Source organism: Pseudomonas sp. Mn2068 (assembly GCF_049319725.1).
Classification (GTDB): domain Bacteria; phylum Pseudomonadota; class Gammaproteobacteria; order Pseudomonadales; family Pseudomonadaceae; genus Aquipseudomonas; species Aquipseudomonas gingeri.
Genome location: NZ_JBMOUG010000002.1, coordinates 86,169 through 104,394 on the forward strand (window position 1 = coordinate 86,169; position 18,226 = coordinate 104,394).

The following is an 18,226-nucleotide window of genomic DNA, read 5'->3' on the forward strand; positions in this document are numbered from 1 at the left end:
GGTGAACATTCCAATTTACAAAGCTTAACCGCGTTCCAATACTCCAGGGAAAACAATAACCGTCCACCCCCGGGCCACTCGCCTGTCGGGGCGGCTCACTGGAGTCTTCCCATGCTTGCCACGCTGGGTGTCATCACCATTCTCTGTCTGCTTGCCGCTGTCATGAGCAAGCGCCTCTCGCCCCTGGTTGCCCTGATTGCCCTGCCGATCATTGCCGCGTTGCTCGGTGGCTTCGGCCTGCAGACCAGTGCCTTTATCGTCACCGGTATCAAGAACGTCGCCCCGGTGGTGGGGATGTTCGTCTTTGCCATCCTGTTCTTCGGGGTGATGACCGATGCCGGCATGCTCGACCCGATCATCGACCGCATCCTGCGCACCGTCGGCACGCGGCCGACCCGTATCGTCATGGGCACCGCGCTCCTGGCTTTGCTGGTACACCTCGACGGTTCGGGCGCGGTGACCTTCCTGGTGACGGTCCCGGCGATGCTGCCGCTGTACACGCGGCTGGGTATCGATCGACGGATCCTCGCCTGTGTCGCGGCCATGGCCGCCGGGGTCAACTTCCTGCCCTGGACCGGCCCGGTGTTGCGTTCATCGGCGGCCCTGCACGTACCGGTGGCGGACCTGTTCCAGCCCCTGATCCCGGTGCAGATCGTCGGCCTGCTGTTTGTCTTCGCCAGCGCCTGGTGGCTGGGGCGTCGTGAAGAGCGTCGCCTCGGGCTCGGCGCGGGCGCCGCGGTGGACAGCGTGCCCACCCGGGTGATCGGTGCGGAGGAAGAGCGCCTGCGTCGGCCGCGGTTGTTCTGGGCCAACCTGTTGCTGACCGTGCTGGTGATGGTGGTGATGATCGCCGGCTGGGTCGACCCGGTGGTGATGTTCATGCTCGGCACGGTGGTCGCGCTGTGCCTCAACTATCCGAACGTCGACGCCCAGCGCGCCCGTATCGATGCCCATGCCAAGACCGCGCTGACCATGGCCAGCATTCTCCTGGCGGCCGGGGTGTTCACCGGGATCATGCAGGGCACCGGCATGCTCAAGGCCATGGCCGAAGTGGCGGTGGCGCAGATTCCCGCCGGGCACGGCAAGCTGATTCCGGCGGTGGTGGGCTTCCTGTCGATGCCGCTGAGCCTGCTGTTCGATCCGGACTCTTTCTACTTCGGCGTCATGCCGGTGATCGCCGAAGTCGGCAAGGCCCTCGGCGTGGAGCCGTTGCAGGTGGCCCAGGCGTCGCTGCTCGGGGTACACACCACCGGCTTCCCGGTCAGCCCGCTGACCCCGGCGACCTTCCTGCTGGTAGGGCTGTGCAAGATCGAACTGGCCGATCACCAGCGTTTCACCATTCCGTTCCTGTTCGCCGCCTCGGTGCTGATGACCTTGACGGCGTTGCTTCTGGGCGTCTTCTGACATGAAGGACTTTGCGATGAAAACCTTGCGTATCGGTTCCGGTGCCGGTTACTCCGGCGACCGTATCGAACCGGCCGTGGAACTGGCGGCCCAGGGCGAGCTGGATTACCTGGTATTCGAATGCCTGGCCGAGCGGACCATTGCCCTGGCGCAACAGGCGCGGCTGAGCGATCCCGAGGCGGGCTACGATCCCCTGCTGCGCGAGCGCATGCAGCGGGTGCTGCCCTTTGTCGCCGGCAATGCGCGGCGGCTGCGGATCATCACCAACATGGGCGCCGCCAACCCGTTGGCGGCGGCTCGGGAAGTACGGCGGATCGCCCTTGAACTGGGCCTGACGAAGCTCAAGGTAGCCGCCGTCACCGGCGACGACGTGCTGGCGATCCTGCAGGCCGAGCCCGGCCGGCTGCTGGACAACGGCCTGCGGGTCGAGCAGTTGGGCGAGCGACTGATTTCCGCCAATGCCTATATGGGCGCCGAGGGTATCGTCCAGGCCCTGGCGGCGGATGCCGATGTGGTGATTACCGGGCGGGTCGCCGACCCTTCGCTGTTTCTCGCCCCGCAGTTGTTCGCGTTCGGTTGGGCGGCGGATGACTGGCAACGCCTGGGGCGGGGCACCCTGGTCGGTCATCTGCTCGAATGTGCCGGGCAGATTACCGGCGGCTATTTTGCCGATCCCGGGGTGAAGGATGTGCCTGGCCTGGCACGCCTGGGTTTCCCCCTGGCCGAGGTCGATGAACAGGGCCTGGCGGTCATCACCAAGGTCGCCGGCAGCGGTGGTCGGGTGGACCGGGCGACGTGCGCCGAGCAACTGATCTACGAAGTGCATGATCCGGCGGCGTACCTGACTCCGGATGTCAGCGCCGATTTCTCCCAGGTGAGTTTTCTCGATCAGGGCCCGGACCGGGTGGCGGTGCAGGGCGCCACGGGGCTGCCACGACCGGACTCGCTGAAGGTTTCGGTCGGTTACCTGGATGGCTGGATCGGCGAAGGGCAGATGTCCTACGGCGGTCCCGGAGCGCTGGCCCGGGCGCGACTGGCGCGGGAAGTGGTGCTGGAGCGCTTGCAGATCATCGGTGTCGAGATGGACGAGGTGCGGGCCGAACTGATGGGCGTCGATTCGCTGCATGGCGAACGCCTCGGCAGTCGGGTCGACAGCGAGCCTTGGGAAGTCCGCCTGCGGGTGGCCGCCCGTTGTGCGCGGCGGACCGATGCCGTGCGTATCGGCAATGAGGTGGAGACCCTGTACACCAACGGACCCTCGGGCGGCGGCGGGGCCAGCAAGAGTGTCCGCCAGGTGGTGGCCGTGGCGTCGTTGCTGTTGCCGCGGGAACGTCTTGGTGCCCGGGTTCATCTGGAGGATCTGCAATGACTACGGTGGTACTGCGGGCCCTGGCCCATTCACGCACGGGCGACAAGGGCGACACCTCGAACATCTCGGTAATCGCCTATCGCGCCGAAGACTATCCGCGTTTGCGCCAATGGCTGACGGCGGAGCGGGTCGCGGCCTGGTTCGCCGAATTGCGCGAGCCGACCGCCGGGCCGGTGCGCCGTCATGAGCTGCCGGGTGTGCAGGCGCTGAATTTCGTCTTGCCAGGTATCCTGCGTGGCGGCGTGACCCGCTCCCTGGCCCTGGATGCCCACGGCAAGAGCCTGGGCTCGGCGCTGCTCGACATGCCTGTGCAGCTGGACGACTAGACCGGCTTACCTCGGCGCGAGAATCCGTTCGGCGATCATCTCGCCGATGGGCATGGCCGAGGTGGCGGCCGGTGACGGCGCGTTGCAGACATGGACCATGCGCGCCGTTTCGGCGAACAGGAAGTCATGCACCAGGCTGCCATCGCGCATCACTGCCTGGGCGCGGATACCGGCCTCGTAAGGCTGCAGGTCCTCGACGGTGAGCGACGGGCAGTATTTGCGGCACTGTTCCAGGTAGCCGCGCTTGAACAGTGAGTTCTTCATTTCCACGCTGCCGGAACCGAGGTTCTGCCAAATGGTTTTCCAGAAGCCGGGGAAGCTGGCGTACTGCGCGACATCCCGCCAGTTGACCGAAAACTTGCGGTAGTTCTCCCGGCCCAGTCCCAGCACCGCATTCGGGCCGACCGTCACGCTGCCGTCGATCATACGAGTCAGGTGCACGCCGAGGAACGGCAGTTCGGGGTCGGGAATCGGATAGATCAGGTGGTTGACGATGTCGTTCTTCGACGCCGGCAGGCGGAAGTATTCGCCACGGAACGGGATGATCTGGTGTTCGATGGGGATCCCGGCCAGGGTTGCCAGGCGGTCGGACTGCAGGCCGGCACAAGCCACCAGCTTGCGGGCCTGCCAGACGTCATCCTCGGTACTGACGGTGACGCTGTCGGTGTTTTCCCGGATCGCGGTGACGGTCTTTTCCAGGCGGATTTCCCCGCCACCGGCGCGGATCACCCGTGCCATCGCCTCGCAGACCTGCCGGTAGTCGACGATCCCCGTGGCATCGAGGAACAGACCGCCGAGGCCGACGATATTCGGTTCGCGGCGACGCAGTTCATCGGCGTCGAGGCGTTCGACCTTCAGGCCGTTGAGTTGCGAGCGCTCATACAGGGCATCCATCCGCTGGACTTCCAGGGGCGTGGAGGCCACCAGCACTTTGCCGCAGACCTCGAAGCGGATGCCGTGCTCCCGACAGAAATCCTTGGTGGCCTGGGCACCGCGTTTGCACAGGTCGGCCTTGAGGCTGCCGGGGGCATAGTAGATGCCTGCGTGGATGACCCCGCTGTTGTGCCCGGTCTGGTGGCGGGCGAGGGTGGCTTCCTTTTCCAGGATCACCAGCGAGGCGCCGGGCTGGCGCTTGAGCAGTTCCATGGCCGTGGCCAGGCCGACGATGCCGCCGCCGATGATGCAAAAGTCGTAGATCATGGTTCAGTCACCCTTTCAGTGCAGGTCTTGTTATCAGGTTGTCAGACTAATCAATCCATAAAAAATCACACCACCCACTGTGGGAGCGGGCTTGCCGGCGATGGCGGCCGTGAGATCGATGCAACTCCCAGTGGCCTCATCGCTGGCAAGCCAGCGCCTACAGTTCAATTCATCGCAGGCAACTCCAGTTGCAGGCGCTTGGCCGCCGCTCGCAGGTGGGCTTCGGCACAGGCTGCCGCGGCCTGGCGATCGCCGTCGACGATGGCCTGGAACAGTGCCTGGTGTTCCCGGCCGGCGTCGGCCGAGCCGCCTACCGAACGCGTCGCCGAGTTTTCCCAGGCGGTGCGCCGGGCTTCGGCCAGTTGCCCGCGGAGGAAATCGTGGAAGGCGACGAAGTAGTCGTTCTTGCTGGCCTCGGCGATGGCCCGGTGAAAGGCCACATCGGCACTGGCGGCGGCGGCGAAGTCGGTGCGTTTGTCGTGCATTTCCTGCAAGGCGTCGCGCATGCGTTGCAGGTCGCCGGCATCACGGCGCTGGGCGGCGATGGCGGCGGCCTGGGTCTCGATCCACAGGCGCATTTCGAACATCTGCGCCAGGTCGGTGTTGCGCCCGGTGCCTTTCGGAAAACGGAACACGGTCCCGGCAGGGGTTTGCGAGATATACGAGCCGAGGCCGCGACGGGCAACGAGGATGCCGTCGGCCTTGAGTTGGGCAATCGCTTCGCGCACCACGGAACGGCTGACATTCAGCTGTTCGGCCAGCTGCTGTTCGGTGGGCAGGCGCGATTCGGCCGCGAGGCGACCGGATTCGATTTCGGCACGAATGGCGCTGACGACCCGTTCGACCAGAGAATCGGGGCGCTGGAGTTCAAGCATGGGAGTCTGCTCATAAGTCAGGTTGTCAGACAATGACCGAGCTGGATTTCCGTGTCAACACCGCGCTGCCATGGTCAATGCCGTTCAGCCGAGGAAACAGGCCATTGAAAACAGCGCATCACCTGCAGGCGCCGACCTGCCGGCAATGAGGTCCCTGAGGCTTGCAGCGATCTGCATGGTCCCATCGCTGGCAAGCCAGCTCCTACAAGGTGGGTAGTCGGCGCATATGCCCTGTCTGGCCCGAATCCTGTGGGAGCCGGCTTGCTGGCGATGGCAATCGCAAGATCGATGCAATTCCCACCGGCCTCAATCGCTGGCAAGCCAGCTCCCACAGGGTTGGTGCTTGGCGCATATGCCCTGTCTGGCCCGAATCCCGTGGGAGCCGGCTTGCTGGCGATGGCAATCGCAAGGTCGATGTATTTCCCACCCCCCAGGAAGGTATCTGGAGGGCGCGATCCTCAGAGCAAGCCCAACCGCCCGGCCGCCCGTTCGGTGATCAGGCCGCGCTGGCGGCGCGATTCCACCACCCGCTGCCGGGCGATGGCGAGGATCGCCTCGGGAGCGGTTTCCGGGCTACCGGAATTGAACGGTGGCGCCGGTGCGTATTCCAGCTGCAACTGGATCGCCTGGGCTTCCTCGGCGCCCACCAGTTCGCTGACCAGGGTCAGGGCGAAGTCGATCCCGGCGGTGATGCCGCCGCCAGTCAGCAGGTTGCCGTCACGGACCACGCGCTCCTTCACGGCTATCGCGCCGAGGGTCGTCAGCATGTCGTGATAGGCCCAGTGGGTGGTGGCCTTGCGTCCGCGCAACAGGCCGGCGGCGCCGAGCACCAGCGAACCGGTGCAGACCGACGTGACATAGCGCGCCTGCTCGGCCTGTCGGTTGATGAAGGCCAGCGTCTCGGGATCTTCCATCAACGCTCCCACACCGGCACCACCGGGGACACAGATCACGTCCAGCGCCGGACAGTCGGCAAAGGTGGTGGTCGGGGTGAAGGGCAGGCCGGTGCTGGACTTCACCGTTTCGAGGTCTTTCCAGACCAGGTGCAATTTGGCATCCGGCAGCGAGGCGAGGACATCGTAAGGACCGGTCAGGTCCAGTTGTTGCACGTTGGGGAACAGCAGAAAGCCGATGTGCAGCGTCATGTCGAAAGCTCCTCGTGAAGGGATAAGCGGGTCCGGCGTGTGTGGACGGCTTCACTCTAGTCCCGTAGCATTTGGCGAATGCGCCATACAGCCCACTTTTTACGCCAATCATCATGAACAGACCCCGCATCATTCAGGTACTGGCTTTTCCCAATGTGCAGGTGCTCGATGTCACCGGGCCGCTGCAAGTGTTTGCTTCGGCCAACGATCTGGTTCGTTCCCAGGGCCTGCCGTTGCCCTATGCGCCGCGAGTGATTGCCGCCCAGGCCGGGCCGGTGATGAGTTCGGCCGGCCTGGCGCTGGTGGCCGAGCCGCTGCCGGCGGCGACGACACCCTGCGACAGTCTGATCATCGCCGGTGGCTGGGGCACCTACGCCGCTGCCGAGGACCCGCTGCTGGTGGAGTGGGTGCGCCAGCAAGCCGCCTGCGCCCGACGGGTCGCCTCGGTGTGCACCGGGGCATTCCTGCTGGCGGCCAGCGGCTGGCTGGATGGGCGGCGGGTGGCGACGCACTGGACTCGCTGCGAGCAGTTGGCCGAGCAATACCCGAAGTTGCAGGTCGAGCCCAATCCGATCTTTATCAATGACGGACCGGTCTGGACGTCCGCCGGAGTCACCGCCGGTATCGACCTGTCCCTGGCGTTGGTGGAGCAGGACCTGGGGCGGTCGATGGCGCTGGAAGTGGCCCGGCACCTGGTGGTGTTTCTCAAGCGTCCGGGTGGTCAGTCGCAGTTCAGCGCGACCTTGTCCCTGCAGAAGTCCGGCAACCGTTTTGGCGACCTGCACGCGTGGATCGCCGAGCACCTGGCGATGGATCTGTCGATTCCGGTCCTGGCGCAACAGGTGGGCATGAGCGAGCGCAGTTTTGTCCGCCACTACCGCACGGAAACCGGCCAGACGCCGGCCCGTGCCATCGAGAACCTCCGTGTGGAAAGCGCTCGTCGCCTGCTCAGCGATACCGCCACGCCGATCAAGCGGATCGCCGCCCGCTGCGGCTTTGGCAGCGAGGAGACCTTGCGTCGCAGTTTCCTGCGGGCCCTGGGTGTGACACCCCAGGCCTATCGCGAGCGCTTCAGTGGCAGCGGGCTGGCGAGAGCGGACGCCTGAACGATCGTTCCCGCGCTCCTGCGTGGGAATGCCTCCCGGGGCGCTCCGCGTCCGCGTTTGTGGCAAGAGTCAAACCTTGATGCGCCGCCCCTGCAACACTTCCTGTTCGCGCCCGGCACTGTTGACGTTGACGGTGCGGGCGAAGCTCAGCTGATCGCCGTCGAACACACAGAGCACTCGGTCGCGAAACGCGGTCTGCGGGTAGATCCAGGTCATTTCCAGGGTCTTGCCATCCAGCCAGCGAGCACCGGCGACGATCTGCGCGCCCTTGAATTCGTAACCGTGGTGCAGGGCCCGTCCCGGCATATTGGTGACGCCGCGCAGCCACTGCCCGATGCCTACCTCCAGGGCATGGCTGGCATGGGTATCGGTCAGCTGGAACCGCAGCAGATTGTCTTCAAAGGCAAAGGACAGCTGGCGGACGCCGAGGTTGTTGGCCTGCACCTCGAAAACCCCCGAAGGGGCCGCTGAGGGCGCGCCGCTGGAAACCAGCACCGGGGTTTCGCCCATGCGCGCCAGGCGCTGTTGCAGTCGTGCATCCGCCTCCGGGCGCGGTTGCCTGTCGTTGCCGAAGGCGGCCGGGAAGTGGCGTTCGATAAAGGGAATCACCTCGGCGGAATTCTTCATGCCGCCGACGATGGCGAGGGTGGCGCCGTATTCGGGAAACACCATGGCCATCTGCACGAATACGCCGACGGCGGTATAGGCGTGGCGTGGCTTGATCGCCCAGTGGTAACCGTAGCGGCTGTCCGGGCCACCTTGTGGGCGGGTGGCCGCCTCGACCCAGTCCGCCGGCAGGATCCGCCGGCCTTCCCACATCCCGCCCTGGGCATGCAGGATCGCCAGCTTGAGCATCGCCCAGACCGGCGCGGTCAGGCCGTTGCCGCCGGGATTGACGCCATCGGGACCGATGGCCCAGCGCTCGTTGTCGATGCCCAGCGGGACGAACAGGCGGGGCTTGAGGTATTCGTGCAGGGTCTGTCCGGTCACCCGGTTGATCAGGGCCGAGAGCATGTAGCTGGCGGCACTGGTATAGACGTAATGGTTGCCGGGGGCATAGGCCAGGGGGATCTTGAAGTACTCGGTGATCCAGCTGGTGTCGATGGCGCGCCATACCGACCCCGAGGTGTTCGAGGCATGGCCGGTGCGCATGGTCAACAGGTGCTCGACGGTCAGGTCCGCCAGCCGCGGGTCGGCATCGGCCGGCAGATGCTCGGGAAAGAACGCCGCCACCCGGTCATCCAGCTTCAACAGGCCTTCTTCCACGGCCAGGCCGATGGCGCAGGCGGTGAAGCTCTTGGCCACCGAATGCAGGACGCGGGGTTCGTTCGGGTCGCAGGGCCAGCTCCAGCCTTCGGCGACCACATGGCCGTGGCGGTGCAGCATCAGGCCATGCAGGTCGAGGCCGGCGGCCTGGACTTCGTCGAGGAAGGCGCGCACATGGTCGGCATCGATGCCGACACTGCCGGGGGTGGCGCGGGGCAGGCCGTCGTGGGAGGTGCGGGGTAGGGTGGGTGTTGCGCAATCGCTAGGCATGGACAGGCTCGGCGTCTTCGGGGGAGGAGTGGATCAGCGGGTACGGTGCACCAGCCGTGAATAGGAAATCAGCATGCTGGTCAGCTCCTGGCTGACGCTGGTCAGCGGCGAGGCGCGACGGCTGATCAGGCAGACATCGCGCGACGCCAGGGGCTCTTCGATGGCGATGGTGGTCAGGGCGCTGGAAAACAGTTTCATCCCCGGCAGCATGCGTGGCTCGATGGTCAGGTAGTCGGTTTCCGAGACGATGTGCAGGGTTTCCAGCAGCGAGTCGGTGGTGATGGCGATCTTCGGCGGCGCCAGGCCCTGGGCGCGAAACAGTTCGGTCAGGCGGTTTTCCGCGCCGCCCACCACGCCTGCCGGGCGCACGCTGATCCACTGGCAGTCGGTGAGGGCCTGTACCGAGCGGGCCTGGGCCTGGGGGTGCCCCTTGCGCGCGATGATGCCGGCGTTGGAGCTGTAGAGGCGGTCGATGGACAGGTCGATATCGCTGACATTCGGGGCCAGCGGGCAGAGCACGAAATCCAGGCGGCCGTCGCGGACCTTTTCGATCAGGCCTTTGGTCGAACCGCTCGCCACGTGCACCTGCATGCGCGGGAAGCGCTGGGTGAAGCTGCTCAGCACCGGCAGGAGCAATTCGGCCAGGGGCTCGGAGGTCACGCCCAGGGCGATATGGCCTTCGGGTTCGCCTTTCCAGGGTTGCAGGTCGAGCAGGGCACGTTCGCAATCGAGGGTGATGGAGCGGGCGCGGATCAGGAACACCTCGCCGGCCGGAGTCAGGTTGATGCCCTGGTTCGAGCGCTGCAGCAAGACCACGCCGAGTTCTTTTTCCAGGGTCTGGATCGATTGCGTCAGGGTACTTTGGGCGACATCCAGTTGGCGTGCGGCAGAACGGAAACTGCCCTTTTCAACCACGGAACAGAACGCGCGAAGATGGGTGAGAGTCATGACGGTCGGCCTCGTTTCGTTCGTTATTGATCAAGCTGTTCCAGTTGTTGTGTGCACGACGTTAATTATCGAATGAGAATTGTTTGTAGGGCGAAAACCGGGTCGTCCAATAATGCACCGGCCGCAGCTTATCGGATGCGAATTGGCCTTGAAAGATCGGTATTGACGATCAGGTTCAGTATTTCTGATCACTGAAATCGCAATTTTTTCCGCTCCAGGGCCCGATTTCTCGGTAGGGTTGAGCCATGACCACAACGGACTAGGGGTTGATCGCCTGGACCGATCCCGATCACTCCGAGCGTTCTTCTCAAGTTCCTCGGGTTGCTTCTAAGATCGGTTCCGGAACATGAACACGGTGTCGGGGCATTGATTGGAAATACCCGCGTCAGTGAGTCTGACCAAATATTATCAATACCCGGTTATTGATAAACGAAAGGTTATAAGCGATTCGATAGTGCCGCGGCCTATGGGATAAGCGCGATTAAAACAACAACAAATCATGAGGTGTTCGGCCGTGCCTGTTCTTGGGTCCTGCCAGCGTCCGAACCCGAGCTTAAGGATCATTTAGGGTGCATTTATCATGAATAAGACTTTAATCCTGGCTGGCGCCTTGTCAGCTGCGCTGATAGGCACCGCTCACGCCGAGAATCTGTTGAAGGTGGCGTTGAACGCCGACATTCGCAGCACCGAGCCAGGAGTCAACCGTGACACCAACTCCGACGCGATCATCCTGCACATCACCGAAGGACTGGTGGCCTTCCGTGAAGATGCGACCGTCGGTCCGCTGCTGGCCAAGGATGTGCAGATGTCCGATGACGGCCTGCGCTACACCTTCCATCTGCGTGATGGGGTGAAATTCCAGAACGGTGCGCCGTTGACCTCGGCCGAAGTGCTGTGGACCTGGAAGCATTACCTGGACCCGAAGACCCAATGGCGCTGCGCCCCCGAGTTCGACGGCCATGGCGGCGCGAAAATCGTCGATATCAGTGCGCCGGATGCACTGACCGTGGTGTTCACCCTCGACAAGCCCAACGGCCTGTTCCTTACCAGCACCGCGCTGCCTGAATGTGGCGGCAGCGGCATCCTGCACCCGGACTCGGTGGTGGACGGCCAGTGGAAGGCGCCCATCGGCACCGGTCCGTTCCGCCTCGGTGAGTGGAAGCCCGGCCAGTATGTCGAACTGCTGCGCAACGCCAACTACACCCCGCGGGATGAAAAGGCCCCGGACGGTTACACCGGCAACAAGAGCACCAGCCTGGACCGCGTCCGCCTGCTGGTGATTCCGGACCCGGCGGCGGCCAAGGCGGCATTGCTGTCGAAGAACGTCGACCTGCTGATCGATGTCACCCCGCTGGACGCTACCGAACTGGCCGCCAGTTCCGGCATCAAGGTCACCTCCAGCGGCACCATGTCGGTCAATGCCCTGCTGTTCCAGACCCGTGATCCGCTGCTCAAGGACGTGCGCCTGCGCCAGGCCATCGCCCATGCCCTGGACTCCGCGCAGATCGTCGCCGCGCTCACGGGGGGACGCTCCCAGGCCAATAACTCGATGGTCGCCAGCGGCAGTCACTATCACAAGGCGACGCAGCACCTGGGCTTCAACTTCGACCCGGCGAAAACCGCGCAACTGCTGCGCGAGGCCGGTTACAAGGGCGAGCCGATCAAGCTGATCGTCAACAAGCGCTACGCCGCGATCTTCGACATGGGCGTGTTCGTCCAGGCCATGGCCAAGGCCAGCGGCATCAACCTGGAACTGGAAACCCTGGAGTGGGGCACCCAGCTCGAACGCTACCAGACCGGCAACTACCAGATGATGGCTTTCCCGTATTCCGAGCGCCTGGACCCGGCCCTGAGTTTCGACTCGGTGACCGGCGACAAGGACAAGGAACCGCGCAAGGTCTGGGATAACCCCGAGGCGCGCCAGTGGCTGCGCGAGGCCCAGCGTGAATCCGATATCGACAAGCGCCAGGCGCTGTTCGACCAGTTGCATCGACAGATGCTCAAGGATGTACCGATGATCCCGATGTACAACGGCAACGCGATTGCCGCCTCCCGCGATTACGTGCAGGGCCTGCGCACCTGGCCGGTGTCCAAGCCGCGGCTGTGGACCGTCAGCGTGCCTGCGTCCGGGAGTAACTGAGGATGTTGCGTTTCATCGTTCAACGGCTGGCAATGGCGATCCCGACCTTGCTGCTGATCTCGCTGATGGTCTTCGCGATCATCCGCCTGGTGCCGGGTGATCCGGCCCTGTTGATGCTCGGCGACATGGCCGACGCCCACAGCCTGGAAGTCACCCGTGCCGCCCTGGGGCTGGACCAGCCGCTGCCGTTGCAGTTCGTGATCTGGCTCAAGGCCGTGTTCAGCGGCGACCTGGGCCATTCGATCACCACCAGCGAGGCGGTGCTGCCACTGATCCTCGAGCGCTTCCAGGTCAGTGCCGGGATCGTCCTGGTGTCGGTGCTGCTGGCGGCCCTGATCGCGGTGCCCGCCGGCCTGCTGTCGGCCTGGAAACAGAACAGCACGCTGGATTTCGGCGTGGTGTCGACGGCCACGCTGCTGCTGTCGATCCCCAGCTTCTGGCTCGGCCTGCTGCTGCTCTATGCCTTCGGTATCAAGCTGGGCTGGTTGCCGGTGGTGGGCTACGTGTCGTTCGGTACGGCGCCGTGGCAGGCCCTGAGCTACATCGTCCTGCCGATCGTCACCCTGACCCTGGTGGAACTCGGGGCGATCACGCGGATGGCCCGGGCCAGCGCCATTGAGGTGCTGCGCCTGGAGTACATCACCCATGCCCGGGCCAAGGGCCTGTCGGAGCGGGCGGTGTTGTGGCGCCACGCGCTGCGCAACTCCTTTGCGCCGACGCTGACCCTGATCGGCCTGATCCTCGGCAACCTGCTCAGCGGTATCGCCGTGCTGGAAACCGTGTTCACCCTGCCGGGTATCGGCCGCCTGATGGTCGATGCCATCTACGCCCGGGACTACCCGGTGCTGCAAGGCTGCCTGCTGCTGGTGACCTTTGTCTATGTGCTGGTCAACCTGTTGGTGGACCTGCTGTACCCGCTCTTCGACCCCAGGGTTAAGTTATGAATAAGCCTCTTCCTGCCGCGCCCGAGGTGCTGCTGCCGGCGCCGGTGCGTGCTTCCAGGTCCTGGCGTGTGCCGCCGTTGAACGCGCTGATCGGCGCGATCCTGCTGGCCGTGCTGTTGATCATGGCCTTGCTCGGCCTGGTCTGGACGCCCCACGATCCCCTGAGCCTGAACCTGCTGGCACGCTTGCAGGCACCGACGGCCGCCCACTGGCTGGGCACCGACGAATATGGTCGCGATGTGTTGAGCCGGTTGATGATCGGCGCGCACACCAGCCTGTGGGTCAGCATTCTCACCGTGACCCTGGCGATCAGTGCCGGGACGTTGCTGGGCCTGCTGGCCGGCTTCCTGCGCGGCTGGGTCGACCGTGGCCTGATGATGGTCAACGACGCCTTGCTGGCATTTCCCGGCATCCTGCTGGCCCTGGGCCTGATGGCGATCATCGGCCCGAGCCTGTACGGCATCGTCTTCGCCCTGAGCCTGGCCTACACCCCTTCGGTGGTGCGGGTGGTGCGCGGCACGGTGCTGTCGCTGCGGGAGAAAGAGTTCGTCGAAGCCTCGCGGGTCATCGGCAACTCCGAGCTGTACACCATGTTGCGGCATATCGCGCCCAACTGCGTGGCCCCCGTCTGTGTGCTCGCCACCAGCATGTTCGGCTGGGCGATCCTCGCCGAAAGCTCCCTGAGCTTCCTCGGCCTGGGCGTGCCGCCACCGGCGGCGACCTGGGGCAACATGCTGGCGGCCAGCCGCCCGTATATCGCCACGGCCAGTTGGCTGGGGCTGTTTCCCGGAGCCTGCATCGCCATGGCGCTGCTGGCGTTCAACCTCTGTGGCGACGCCTTGCGTGATCGTCTCGACCCGCGGATGAGCAAGTGACCATGACCACGACCGATGTATTGCTGGCGGTTGATCAGCTGAAAATCCGCGTGGGCAGCCACGGCCCGTTGGCGGTCAACGACCTGAGCTTCACCATCGCCCCCGGCGAGATCGTCGCGCTGGTGGGCGAATCCGGCAGCGGCAAGACCATGGCCGCCCGTGCCGCCATCGGCCTGTTGCCGCCGCCCCTGGAGCACTGCGGCGGCCAGGTGCGCTTCCAGGGACATGACCTCAATCAGCTTACGCCCGAGCAACTGCGGGCCTTGCGCGGGGCGAAGATCGGCATGGTGTTCCAGGAACCCATGGTCTCCCTCAACCCGTCGATGAGCATTGGCGAACAGATGGCCGAGGGCCTGCGCCTGCACACGCTGTTGAGCGACGCGCAGATTCGCCAGCGCAGCCTGGAGATGCTCGGTCATATCGGCATCAAGGATGCCGAGCGCTGCCTGGCCGCCTATCCCCATGAGTTCTCCGGCGGCATGCGTCAGCGGATCATGCTCGCTTCGGTGATGCTGTTGCGCCCGGCGCTGCTGATCGCCGACGAGCCGACCACCGCCCTGGACTGCCTGGCGCAACTGGACGTGTTGAAGCTGATGCTGGAGCTGACCCGCGAGCAGGGCACGGCGATTCTGTTTATCAGCCATGACCTGTCCCTGGTGGCGCGTTATGCCGACAAGGTGGTGGTGATGCGCGAGGGCCGCGCGGTGGAGCAGGGCAGCATCCAGCAGATCCTGCTGGCGCCCAAGGCCGAGTACACCCGCCAGTTGCTGGAGGCGCTGCCCCGGCGCGGCGAACTGGCCGAGCTGCCGAAGGCGGATGGGCCGTTGCTGACGGTCAGGGACGTGTGCATCGAACACCCCGGCCCGCGCAGCCTGTGGGGGCGCAGCCAGCCCAAGCGCGTGGTGCATTCGGCCAACCTGACCATCGCGCCGGGGGAGACCCTGGCCCTGGTGGGCGGCAGCGGGTCCGGGAAGACCACCCTGGGCCGGGCGATCGTCGGCCTGAACAGCGCCTGTGCCGGCGCCATCGAGTTCGAAGGCGTGGACATTCTCAAGGCCGGCAACCGCGAGCATCGCCTGCAGTGCCAGATGATTTTCCAGGACCCGTATTCGTCCCTCGATCCACGCATGAAGATCGGCGACATCCTGGCCGAACCGCTGCGCCATGTGCCCGGCATGACTCCCGCGCAAAAGCGCGAACGGGTCACCAGGACGCTGGCGGATATCGGCCTGGCCGAGCAGTTCGTCGACCGCTTCCCGCACCAGCTGTCCGGTGGTCAGCGCCAGCGCGTGGCGATCGGCCGGGCGCTGGTCCGTCACCCGCGGCTGGTGATCGCCGATGAACCGATCTCGGCCCTGGACATGACCATCCAGAAGCAGATTCTCGAACTGTTCGAACGCCTGCAGGCGCAGTACGGCTTCGCCTGCCTGTTTATCTCCCACGACCTGGCGGCGGTGGAGCGCATTGCCCATCGGGTCGCGGTGATGAGCGAGGGGCGAGTGGTGGAGATGGGCAGTCGCGACGAGATCTTCGACCGACCGCAACATCCCTATACCCGCAAGTTGCTGGCCGCCGCCAGCCCCCTGGAGAAACTGGACAACGGTGGCTATCGCATCCGCCCGGCCCCCGTCCCGCTAGCGCTGTAACCCAGGACTGACTTCACCCGCCGCGCAAATCGTCGATTTGCGCGAATGGCGAAGCCATGCCCGAAGAACAAGAAAAACACCCTACCTCTCGACACTGCCAGGAGCTAAAAAAATGAAAAAATCCCTGACTCATCTCATCACCGGCGTGGGCGTCGTCAGCAGCGGGATCCTCCCGTCGCTGGCCCATGCCGAGTTCATCAAGGACAGCAGCGGCGCGCTGGAATTGAAGAACTACTACTTCAACCGCGACTACCGTGAAGAAGCCTCGCAGTCGATGCGCAACGAATGGGCGCAAGGTTTCATTCTCGGCATCAAGTCCGGCTTCACCGAAGGCACCGTGGGTTTCGGCCTGGACCTGACCGGCATGCTCGGGGTCAAGCTCGACTCCAGCCCCGACCGTTCCGGCACCGGGCTGCTGCAGCGCGACAGCGACAAGCGCGCGTCCGACGAGTATTCCAAGCTGGGGGTGACCGCCAAGGCCCGTTTCGCCAAGAGCGAACTGCGCGTGGGCTACCTGGTCCCGGACCTGCCGACCCTGCAACCCAACACCAGCCGGCTGTTCCCGCAGTCGTTCAGCGGTACCCAGCTGATCTCCAATGACATCAGCAACCTCAAGCTGAGCCTCGGCCAACTGGACCAGGCCAAGGACCGCGACTCGACCAACTACGAAGACATGAAGCTGACCACCGTCAGCAAGGTCTACAAGAGCACGGCCCTGAGCGACAAGTTCCGCTTCGCCGGCGGCGACTACTCGCTGACCCCCAATACCCTGCTCAGCTACCACTACGCCGAGCTGGACAGCATCTACCACCAGCAATACGTGGGGTTCAAGAACAGTTTCGGCCTGGGGCCGGGCGCGCTGAAAACCGACATACGCTACTTCAAGGCCGACAAGGATGGCGCCGGCCTGGCCGGTGATGTCGACAACCGTGCCCTGAGTACGCGCCTGACCTACCAGTACAAGGGCCACAGTATCGGCGGCGGCTTCCAGCGGCAGTACGGCACCACGCCGTTCACCTATCTGGACGGCTCCATCACCTACCTGTTCACCGAGTACCAGTTCAGCAACTTCACCCAGACCCGGGAACAGGCCTGGCACGCCCGCTACGACTACAACTTCGCCGACATCGGCCTGCCGGGCCTGACCTTCGGCGCCAAGTACGCCAAGGGCGATTCGGCCGAAGTCCTCGGTTTCAACGGCGAGGGCCGCGAATGGGAGCGTGACCTGGACATCGCCTACGTGGTGCAGACCGGTCCGTTCAAGGGCGTGTCGATGCGCTGGCGCAACGCCCTGGCCAAGGGCAACTACTTCAACGACGTCAACGAGAACCGCGTGCTGCTGGGTTACACCATCGCCCTCTGGTAACAGGGCCCGCCGATCACTCCCATGCGCATCGTGGGAGTGATCCCGGCGGGGGCGGTCGTGATCGGAACAACAGATCGAGATAGCCCTGGCCGCCCTTACTGGTGATCACCGCTGCTCGCTACTATTTCCACGGCATCCGTCACTCGAATATCGAGACTTCTGGTTTATGAAACTTAATCAACACCCCTTGCTGCAAGCGACACAGGGTACCCACAGGCACGTGGAGAGTGAGCATTACGGTGCACTGGGGGCCGCGCGGAAAATCTACATCCAGGCGGCGCTGCACGCCGACGAGACGCCGGCATTGCTGGTGGCCGCCCGGTTGCGTCGGCAACTGGCGGAGCTCGAAGACGCCAACCGCCTGAATGCCGAAATCGTCCTGGTGGCGGTGGCCAACCCGGCGGGCCTGAGCCAGTACATCATGGGTGCCCCGAGCGGGCGTTTCGAGCTGGGCAGCGGGCGCAATTACAACCGTGGTTTCCCGGTGCCCTACCAGGAGATCGCGGGCAAGATCGAGTCCCGGCTGGGCCAGGACATCGACGCCAACCGGCAACTGATTCGCCAGGCCTGGGGCGAGTGCCTGCGGGCCGCCGAGCCGATGGATGAGTTCCAGTCGTTGCAGCGCACCCTGATGCTGCTGGCCCATGATGCCGACATCGTGCTCGACCTGCATTGTTCCCGCGAAGCGGCCATGCACGTCTACACCGGGGAAACGGTGTGGCCGACGGTCGAACCCCTGGCCCGCTATATCGGCGCCGAGGTTTCCCTGCTGGCGACCGATTCCCAGGCCAACTCGTTCGACGAGGCGTTGTACCTGCTGTGGCTGAACCTGCGCGAGCGCTTCGGCGCGCGTTTCCCGATTCCCGACAGCAGCGTCGCGGTGACCATCGAACACCGCGGTCAGCGCGACGTTTCTTATGCCCTGGCCGAACACGATGCCACGGCGATCATCGATTACCTGACTCACCTGGGGGCTATCGAAGGCACCCCGCGACCGCTGCCGGAACTGCGTAACCCGGCCACGCCCCTGGCGGGCAGCGAGCAGTTCTATTCGCCCTGCGCCGGCGTGCTGGTCCACCGCGCCGCGGTCGGCAGTCGCATCGAAGCGGGCGAGCCGCTGTTCGATATCGTCGACCCGCACAGCGGCAAGGTCACCACCCTGAACAGCCACAACACCGGCGTGTTGTACATGCGTCGCGACGTTCGCTTCGTCAAGCCGGGCGATCCCCTGGGCCGGGTCTCCGGTGCCACGCCGATTCGCAGCGGCAAGTTGCTCAGCGCTTGATCCTCGAATAGCTGATCGTTCCCGCGCTCTGCGTGGGAGTGCATCCCGTGACGCTCCGCGT

15 protein-coding genes are annotated in these 18,226 nt (G+C 64.8%); 10 read left to right on the forward strand and 5 right to left on the reverse strand.

The genetic code is table 11. The features are described 5' to 3' along the window. Window positions 1-111 precede the first annotated feature (111 nt). The 3 genes from ACL9RJ_RS05005 to ACL9RJ_RS05015 are packed head-to-tail and all read left to right on the forward strand — an operon-like array spanning window position 112 to window position 3,099. The gene (locus tag ACL9RJ_RS05005) at window positions 112-1,404 is read left to right on the forward strand and encodes a CitMHS family transporter (protein WP_017127960.1); all 1,293 of its coding nucleotides are present in this window, start codon (window positions 112-114) and stop codon (window positions 1,402-1,404) included. A gap of 16 nt (window positions 1,405-1,420) precedes the next feature. Further along, entirely contained in the window at window positions 1,421-2,773 is a 1,353-nt protein-coding gene (locus ACL9RJ_RS05010) for an acyclic terpene utilization AtuA family protein (protein WP_017127961.1), read from the forward strand. Further along, entirely contained in the window at window positions 2,770-3,099 is a 330-nt protein-coding gene (locus tag ACL9RJ_RS05015; protein WP_218169404.1) for an AtuA-related protein, read from the forward strand. Before ACL9RJ_RS05010 ends, ACL9RJ_RS05015 begins: the two co-directional genes overlap by 4 nt. A gap of 6 nt (window positions 3,100-3,105) precedes the next feature. On the opposite strand, the gene lhgO is transcribed toward ACL9RJ_RS05015, so the two are convergent. The 3 genes from lhgO to inhA all read right to left on the reverse strand — a co-directional run bounded on the left by lhgO (window position 3,106) and on the right by inhA (window position 6,319). Next, complete coding sequence (gene lhgO, locus ACL9RJ_RS05020; RefSeq protein WP_177109087.1) at window positions 3,106-4,299, reverse strand: L-2-hydroxyglutarate oxidase; 1,194 nt, start codon at window positions 4,297-4,299, stop codon at window positions 3,106-3,108. A 164-nt stretch (window positions 4,300-4,463) separates the two neighbouring features. Next, a complete protein-coding gene (locus ACL9RJ_RS05025) occupies window positions 4,464-5,174 on the reverse strand; it encodes a FadR/GntR family transcriptional regulator (protein WP_017124718.1) in 711 nt (236 codons plus the stop codon). A gap of 458 nt (window positions 5,175-5,632) precedes the next feature. Next, on the reverse strand, window positions 5,633-6,319 hold the full coding sequence (gene inhA / locus ACL9RJ_RS05030) for an isonitrile hydratase (RefSeq protein WP_103032620.1): 687 nt from the start codon (window positions 6,317-6,319) through the stop codon (window positions 5,633-5,635). Between the two features lie 113 nt (window positions 6,320-6,432). Here inhA and ACL9RJ_RS05035 point away from each other — a divergent pair, with 113 nt between their 5' ends. Next, complete coding sequence (locus ACL9RJ_RS05035) at window positions 6,433-7,425, forward strand: GlxA family transcriptional regulator (protein ID WP_422764961.1); 993 nt, start codon at window positions 6,433-6,435, stop codon at window positions 7,423-7,425. Between the two features lie 69 nt (window positions 7,426-7,494). Here the strand turns inward: ACL9RJ_RS05035 and ACL9RJ_RS05040 are convergent, their stop codons facing one another. Together ACL9RJ_RS05040 and ACL9RJ_RS05045 are read right to left on the reverse strand one after the other, a co-directional pair. After that, complete coding sequence (locus ACL9RJ_RS05040; RefSeq protein WP_422764962.1) at window positions 7,495-8,961, reverse strand: serine hydrolase domain-containing protein; 1,467 nt, start codon at window positions 8,959-8,961, stop codon at window positions 7,495-7,497. 33 nt (window positions 8,962-8,994) lie between these two features. Then, window positions 8,995-9,909 (reverse strand): LysR substrate-binding domain-containing protein, encoded by a 915-nt coding sequence (locus ACL9RJ_RS05045; protein ID WP_017124714.1) that lies wholly within the window; start codon window positions 9,907-9,909, stop codon window positions 8,995-8,997. Window positions 9,910-10,489: 580 nt separating this feature from the next. On the opposite strand from ACL9RJ_RS05045, the gene ACL9RJ_RS05050 reads away from it, so the two are divergent. The 6 genes from ACL9RJ_RS05050 to ACL9RJ_RS05075 all read left to right on the forward strand — a co-directional run bounded on the left by ACL9RJ_RS05050 (window position 10,490) and on the right by ACL9RJ_RS05075 (window position 18,165). Further along, entirely contained in the window at window positions 10,490-12,049 is a 1,560-nt protein-coding gene (locus tag ACL9RJ_RS05050; protein ID WP_422764963.1) for an ABC transporter substrate-binding protein, read from the forward strand. Between the two features lie 2 nt (window positions 12,050-12,051). Further along, window positions 12,052-12,993: an ABC transporter permease gene (locus tag ACL9RJ_RS05055; RefSeq protein WP_017124712.1), complete on the forward strand. Its 942-nt coding sequence runs from the start codon at window positions 12,052-12,054 to the stop codon at window positions 12,991-12,993. Further along, on the forward strand, window positions 12,990-13,868 hold the full coding sequence (locus tag ACL9RJ_RS05060) for an ABC transporter permease (protein ID WP_042934704.1): 879 nt from the start codon (window positions 12,990-12,992) through the stop codon (window positions 13,866-13,868). The genes ACL9RJ_RS05055 and ACL9RJ_RS05060 overlap by 4 nt, the downstream gene beginning before the upstream one ends. Before the next feature lie 2 nt (window positions 13,869-13,870). Next, entirely contained in the window at window positions 13,871-15,514 is a 1,644-nt protein-coding gene (locus ACL9RJ_RS05065) for an ABC transporter ATP-binding protein (RefSeq protein ID WP_017124710.1), read from the forward strand. 112 nt (window positions 15,515-15,626) lie between these two features. Next, window positions 15,627-16,880: an OprD family porin gene (locus ACL9RJ_RS05070; protein WP_103032619.1), complete on the forward strand. Its 1,254-nt coding sequence runs from the start codon at window positions 15,627-15,629 to the stop codon at window positions 16,878-16,880. A gap of 166 nt (window positions 16,881-17,046) precedes the next feature. After that, entirely contained in the window at window positions 17,047-18,165 is a 1,119-nt protein-coding gene (locus ACL9RJ_RS05075; protein WP_177086840.1) for a succinylglutamate desuccinylase/aspartoacylase family protein, read from the forward strand. Window positions 18,166-18,226 lie beyond the last annotated feature (61 nt).

Bases quoted from the DNA above. Each gene is read 5' to 3' on its own strand.
- ACL9RJ_RS05005 (WP_017127960.1), top strand. From the start codon at position 112: ATGCTTGCCACGCTGGGTGTCATCACCATTCTCTGTCTGCTTGCCGCT.
- ACL9RJ_RS05010 (WP_017127961.1), top strand. From the start codon at position 1,421: ATGAAAACCTTGCGTATCGGTTCCGGTGCCGGTTACTCCGGCGACCGT.
- ACL9RJ_RS05015 (WP_218169404.1), top strand. From the start codon at position 2,770: ATGACTACGGTGGTACTGCGGGCCCTGGCCCATTCACGCACGGGCGAC.
- lhgO (WP_177109087.1), bottom strand. From the start codon at position 4,299: ATGATCTACGACTTTTGCATCATCGGCGGCGGCATCGTCGGCCTGGCC.
- ACL9RJ_RS05025 (WP_017124718.1), bottom strand. From the start codon at position 5,174: ATGCTTGAACTCCAGCGCCCCGATTCTCTGGTCGAACGGGTCGTCAGC.
- inhA (WP_103032620.1), bottom strand. From the start codon at position 6,319: ATGACGCTGCACATCGGCTTTCTGCTGTTCCCCAACGTGCAACAACTG.
- ACL9RJ_RS05035 (WP_422764961.1), top strand. From the start codon at position 6,433: ATGAACAGACCCCGCATCATTCAGGTACTGGCTTTTCCCAATGTGCAG.
- ACL9RJ_RS05040 (WP_422764962.1), bottom strand. From the start codon at position 8,961: ATGCCTAGCGATTGCGCAACACCCACCCTACCCCGCACCTCCCACGAC.
- ACL9RJ_RS05045 (WP_017124714.1), bottom strand. From the start codon at position 9,909: ATGACTCTCACCCATCTTCGCGCGTTCTGTTCCGTGGTTGAAAAGGGC.
- ACL9RJ_RS05050 (WP_422764963.1), top strand. From the start codon at position 10,490: ATGAATAAGACTTTAATCCTGGCTGGCGCCTTGTCAGCTGCGCTGATA.
- ACL9RJ_RS05055 (WP_017124712.1), top strand. From the start codon at position 12,052: ATGTTGCGTTTCATCGTTCAACGGCTGGCAATGGCGATCCCGACCTTG.
- ACL9RJ_RS05060 (WP_042934704.1), top strand. From the start codon at position 12,990: ATGAATAAGCCTCTTCCTGCCGCGCCCGAGGTGCTGCTGCCGGCGCCG.
- ACL9RJ_RS05065 (WP_017124710.1), top strand. From the start codon at position 13,871: ATGACCACGACCGATGTATTGCTGGCGGTTGATCAGCTGAAAATCCGC.
- ACL9RJ_RS05070 (WP_103032619.1), top strand. From the start codon at position 15,627: ATGAAAAAATCCCTGACTCATCTCATCACCGGCGTGGGCGTCGTCAGC.
- ACL9RJ_RS05075 (WP_177086840.1), top strand. From the start codon at position 17,047: ATGAAACTTAATCAACACCCCTTGCTGCAAGCGACACAGGGTACCCAC.